This window comes from Aeromonas sp. sia0103, from assembly GCF_963895295.1.
GTDB lineage: Bacteria > Pseudomonadota > Gammaproteobacteria > Enterobacterales > Aeromonadaceae > Aeromonas > Aeromonas encheleia.
In genome coordinates this window covers 1-385 of sequence record NZ_CAWQKG010000029.1, presented here as the reverse complement: position 1 = coordinate 385, position 385 = coordinate 1, and the positions used below count along the sequence as shown (strand labels likewise).

Below are 385 nucleotides of genomic sequence, written 5' to 3'. Positions count from 1 at the left end.
CACCAGCCACACCGTGACCATCACCATCACCGGCGTCAATGACGGTGCCGAGATCAAGGGTGATGACCGCGGTGCGGTGACCGAAGACCTGAACGTGGTCAGCGGTAACCTGACCGAGACCGGCAGCTTGAGTGTGACCGACGTGGACGGGGCGGATGAAGCCGAGTTCAAACCGGGCAACGGCACCCCGAGTGCCAATGCCCTGGGCAGCCTGACCATCGATGCGGATGGCAAGTGGAATTATGAAGTCGCCAACGACAAGGTGCAGTACCTGGGCCAGGGCGAGACCAAGGTCGAGACCTTCACCGTACAGAGCCTGGATGGCACCAGCCATACCGTGACCATCACCATCACCGGCGTCAACGACGGTGCGGTGATTGTGGGT

1 protein-coding gene is annotated in these 385 nt (G+C 61.6%); it reads left to right on the top strand.

Features of this window, described 5'->3' with window-relative positions:
* On the top strand, nt 1-385 hold a 385-nt coding region (locus AACW18_RS11305), incomplete at both ends, for a VCBS domain-containing protein (protein WP_218390088.1).